Genomic DNA, 4,466 nt, shown 5'->3' with positions numbered 1-4,466 from the left:
CGTAAGACCGGGCCACGCCCGGCTGGTGGCCGTGAAGCGCGGAAGGGACCCGGCCACCCGGCCGGGAAACAACCCCGAGACGGGGTGCGAGTCGCGTGACCACTAAAGATCACTCACTCGCAACGGCTCCGATCGAGTGCCGTCTCACTTTGGGATGTTGGCGCCACCGAGGGCAAGCTCGTGCAGCTCGGCGAGGCGGGCGGTCGCGGTGGCGCGTTGCTGTCGGCAAGCGGCAGTCCGGGGGCGCTCCGCCTAGGAGTGCTCCCGAGGCACCACCGGTGGTATCGCTTCGGGCGTGGTTTGCAGGACTTGACTAAAAAGACCTGACTTAACTGCAGTGATTCTTGACTTATCGCAATAATCATGTGTAGTGACTTGCCGTCCTTGACTCGGTACAGTGGAGGCCATGACAAGCCCCATCGCCAAGCTGCTCGAGGCCGAACTGGCAGCCCACGGGGTGGACGTCGCGACGCTCGGCGAAGCGCAGTACGCACCGGCGGTCCGCAGCTTCGCGTCCCGATTGTCGACCGAAGTCACCGTCGAGCAAGCTTGGTCGGACCATCTCGGAGCTCTGGCGGACCACAGGCAGGTGCTGGCACTGACGGGGTGGACCAAGCAGGCGCTGCATGAGGCGGTCAAAGCGCACCGTGTCCTGCGATTGCAAGACGACGACAAGCATTTCGCCTATCTCATGGCAGGTTTCGACGACAAGCACCCCGCCCGCCCGCTGCCCGGGCTGAAGGAAGCGCTCAAGCCCTGGGCTGAGGCGGACCCGCGCGGTTGGGTGGCGGCCTCGTGGCTCATGTCGCCGCAACCTGAACTCGACGGCAGGACGCCACGCGATGCGCTCGCCGATGAGGCCATGCGTGCAGATGTTGCGGCCCTTGCCGAGCAGTCTGTGGCCAGGCTCGCTGCGTGAACACCGGCCGGGTCCCTGGCACTCATCTGGGCCCGGTTCAGCCACCCGATCGGTTGGCCGGATTTCCCGCCCGCACCTACCGGTCCGGAACCGAGCTGTTTCGGTGCCACCAGCACGGTCGGGGAGCATGCTGGTTCAGTAGCTCGGGGACCGGACGCTTTGATCTGGCGGCGGCTGAAGGAACCTGCTACCTGGCCGAGGCGGAACTGGTCACCCTGCTCGAAACGTTCGGTGGTTCCAGGGTCATCGCGGATTACGCTGTTGCAGGACGGGATATCTCGCGACTCCGGTGGGGGGAGGATCTGCGGGTCGCGGACATGACGTCGAACCGTGCGGTCGGCTTCGGCGTCACTGCGGAGATGTTCACCACGCTCGACTACGAGGTGACTCAGCTGTGGGCCGCCGGGCTGCGTAGCGCGGGCTTCGCCGGCATCCGCTATTGGGCCCGCCATGACCTCGAACACACCGCGGCATGTTTGGCCGTGTTCGGTGCGGCGGGCGCCCCGCCCTACGGCGCTCGCACACCTTGGGACACGGCGGGCGCCGAACATCTGGCGGATCGACAGGATCTGGTAGCTGCATTTCAGGCCGCGACCGGGATCGCGGTGCTGCCTGTGCCGAACCTCGGCGCCATCAGCGGCGCCGGTTACAGCCGGCAGAAAGCAGACTGACGACCGATGTGCAGGTGCGTCGCTGGTGTTCGGCGACTTATCGCGGAACATGGAAGTTGACCAGCGCGGCCGATCCCAGTTCCACGTCCGCCCAACCGCCGGTGACATGTAGCACGGCGATACCCGACGTCGGGTACTTCTGCGAAATCCGTTGGGCTACCGCGGCATCGGTGCCGGGCCCGGCCAGTCCTAGTGCGACGTTCGACATCGCCGGCTCGTGGCCGATCACCAGCAGCGTGTCGACGTCGTCGGCGACGGTATTGATCGTCGCGATCACGGTTCCGGGCATCGCGTCGTACAGATCGTCGACATAGCGCACCGGTGCGGCCAGCGCGGCCCGCGCATAGGTCTGCCGGGTGCGGGTGGCGGTCGAACACAGCACCGCATCGACCGCCGGCGCGTGGGCGCGCAACCAGTCCCCAGCCAACCCCGCCTCTCGGATCCCGCGCGGCGCCAGCGGGCGCTCGTGATCGGCCGCCCCGGGCGGATAGTCCGACTTGGCGTGCCGCAGCAGAATCAGGGTGCGGTGAGTACTCACCCGCTCCAGCGTAGGGGGTGCCTGCTATCGCCCGTGCTATCCGATTCGGAACCCTCTGACCGTTCCTCTGGCGGTGCTGAAGTGCCGGGTGTGACGCACGAGTTCGACGCGCGGGTGTGGCTTGCGGACCTGCCGATCGAGGTCCGCGGGCTTGTCGGTCACCGGCCATACACTCGCGATGCCCGGCCACCGGCCCGGCGGAAAGGGACAGGACCGACATGCGATTCGTGCACACCGCCGATTGGCAGCTCGGCATGACCCGGCACTTCCTGGCCGGCGACGCCCAGCCGCGCTACTCGGCGGCCCGACGCGACGCGGTGGCCGGACTGGGAACACTGGCGAAGGAGACGGGCGCGGAATTCGTGGTCGTCGCCGGCGACGTGTTCGACGACAACCAACTCGCCCCCGAAGTCATCAGCCAGTCCCTGGAGGCCATGCGCAGCATCGGGATCCCGGTCTACCTGCTCCCCGGAAACCACGATCCGCTCGATGCCGCCTCGGTCTACACCAGCGCGTTGTTCACCGCGGAGTGCCCCGACAATGTGGTCGTGCTCGACGGCGTGCACCAGGTGCGCCCCGGCCTGGAGATCGTCGCCGCGCCATGGCGGTCCAAGCGCCCCACCACCGACCTGACCGCGGCCGCCCTCGCCGAGCTGCCCGCCGACGGCACCATCCGGGTCCTGGTCGCCCACGGCGGGGTCGATGCCCTGGACCCCGACCCCGGCAACCCGGCGCTCATTCGGCTGGCCGGCCTGCAGGACGCCCTGTCGCGCGGCGCGATCCACTATGTTGCCTTGGGCGACAAGCACTCCCGCACCCAGGTCGGGGAGACGGGCCGCATCTGGTATTCCGGATCGCCGGAAGTCACCAACTTTGATGACATCGAATCCGACCCCGGTCACGTGCTGGTGGTCGACATCGACGAGGCCGACGGCGCCGTAAACGTCGAATCCCGCCACATCGGCCGGTGGCGTTTCCTCACGTTGCACCGCCAGCTCGACACCGGCCGGGATGTCACCGACCTCGACATCAACCTCGACCAGCTGCCGGACAAGGAACGCACGGTGGTCCAGCTGGCCCTGACCGGTTCGCTCAGCGTCACCGACCGGGCCGCCCTCGACGTCTGCCTGGACCGGTATTCGCGACTGTTCGCCTGGGTGGGCACCTGGAAACGTCATACCCACCTGGTGGTGGTTCCCGCCGACGGAGAATTCTCCGACCTCGGCATCGGCGGTTTCGCTGCCGACGCCGTCGAGGAACTGGTCGCCGCCGCCCGCGGTACCGACACCGGTGCCGCCGACGACGCCCACGCCGCACTGGCGTTGCTGCTGCGCCTGGTGGATCGGGGAGTGGCATGAGACTGCACCGGCTGGTCCTGACCAACTACCGCGGTGTGGCGCACCGGGAGATCGACTTCCCCGACCACGGCGTGGTGGTGGTGTCCGGCGCCAACGAGATCGGCAAGTCCTCGATGATCGAGGCGCTGGACCTGCTGCTGGAATCCAAGGACCGCTCGGCCAAGAAGGACGTCAAACAGGTCAAGCCCACCCACGTCGACGTTGGCGCCGAGGTCACCGCGGAAATCAGCACCGGCCCTTACCGTTTCGTCTACCACAAGCGCTTCCACAAGGCGCCCCGGACCCAACTGACCATCGTAGAGCCGCGCCGTGAGCAGCTCACCGGAGACGAGGCGCACGAGCGGGTCCGAGCCATGCTGGACGAGACCATGGACACCGGCCTCTGGCAGGCCCAGCGCGTGCTACAGGCATCCGCGACGGCGGCGGTGGACTTGTCCGGATGCGACGCGCTGTCTCGGGCGCTGGATGTCGCGGCCGGTGACACCGCCACCCTCAGCGGAACCGAGCCCGTCCTCATCGAGCGCATCGATGCCGAGTACGCGCGCTACTTCACCGGGACCGGCCGTCCCACCGGGGAGTGGGCCGCTGCCATCGCCGCGCTGGCCGACGCCGACGCCGAGGTGGCGCGCTGCGCCGAGCTGCTCGCCGAAGTGGACGACCGGGTGCACCGGCACACGGAGCTGTCCGAACAGTTGGCGCACTTGACCAACGAGCAGGCCGCCGCGGATGCCCGGCACAGCGCAGCGCAGGCCGCCGGCGCCGCGATCGCCGAGTTGCGCGGCCAGCTGCGCGATGCGCAGTTGGTGGCCACCGCAGCCAAAGCCACCTGCGCCGCGACGGACGGTGCCCACGCCGAGCGGCAGCGGCAGCGCGACGAACTCGAATCCCGGGCATCCGCGATCGCCGCGCTGGACACCGAGATCGACGGCGCCGCAAAGTTACAGGCCACCGTCGAGACCGAAGCCGCCGCAGCAGACGCC

The 4,466-nt window shown here is 68.3% G+C and carries 5 protein-coding genes and 1 pseudogene; 5 read left to right on the top strand and 1 reads right to left on the bottom strand.

Annotated elements, in window-relative coordinates:
- The 3 genes and pseudogenes from BN4346_RS46755 to BN4346_RS46745 form a co-directional block, all read left to right on the top strand.
- Window positions 1–99: pseudogene (locus tag BN4346_RS46755) on the top strand (hypothetical protein); the annotation flags it as partial.
- Window positions 100–406: 307 nt separating this feature from the next.
- Complete coding sequence (locus tag BN4346_RS46750) at window positions 407–919, top strand: antitoxin Xre/MbcA/ParS toxin-binding domain-containing protein (RefSeq protein WP_078058899.1); 513 nt, start codon at window positions 407–409, stop codon at window positions 917–919.
- Window positions 916–1,590: an RES family NAD+ phosphorylase gene (locus tag BN4346_RS46745; RefSeq protein WP_235653832.1), complete on the top strand. Its 675-nt coding sequence runs from the start codon at window positions 916–918 to the stop codon at window positions 1,588–1,590. Before BN4346_RS46750 ends, BN4346_RS46745 begins: the two co-directional genes overlap by 4 nt.
- Before the next feature lie 37 nt (window positions 1,591–1,627).
- Here the strand turns inward: BN4346_RS46745 and BN4346_RS46740 are convergent, their stop codons facing one another.
- Window positions 1,628–2,128: a SixA phosphatase family protein gene (locus BN4346_RS46740; protein WP_067977072.1), complete on the bottom strand. Its 501-nt coding sequence runs from the start codon at window positions 2,126–2,128 to the stop codon at window positions 1,628–1,630.
- A 218-nt stretch (window positions 2,129–2,346) separates the two neighbouring features.
- On the opposite strand from BN4346_RS46740, the gene BN4346_RS46735 reads away from it, so the two are divergent.
- Both BN4346_RS46735 and BN4346_RS46730 read left to right on the top strand, forming a co-directional pair.
- The gene (locus BN4346_RS46735; protein WP_067977071.1) at window positions 2,347–3,486 is read left to right on the top strand and encodes a metallophosphoesterase family protein; all 1,140 of its coding nucleotides are present in this window, start codon (window positions 2,347–2,349) and stop codon (window positions 3,484–3,486) included.
- Window positions 3,483–4,466: AAA family ATPase (locus BN4346_RS46730; RefSeq protein ID WP_154677694.1), on the top strand; the 984-nt coding region annotated here is incomplete at its 3' end. The genes BN4346_RS46735 and BN4346_RS46730, both read left to right, overlap by 4 nt.

Origin of the sequence: Mycolicibacter icosiumassiliensis (assembly GCF_900078685.2) — a bacterium.
GTDB lineage: Bacteria > Actinomycetota > Actinomycetes > Mycobacteriales > Mycobacteriaceae > Mycobacterium > Mycobacterium icosiumassiliensis.
Note: the sequence above shows the minus strand (reverse complement) of the source record. Positions and strands in the feature narration are given on the sequence as shown.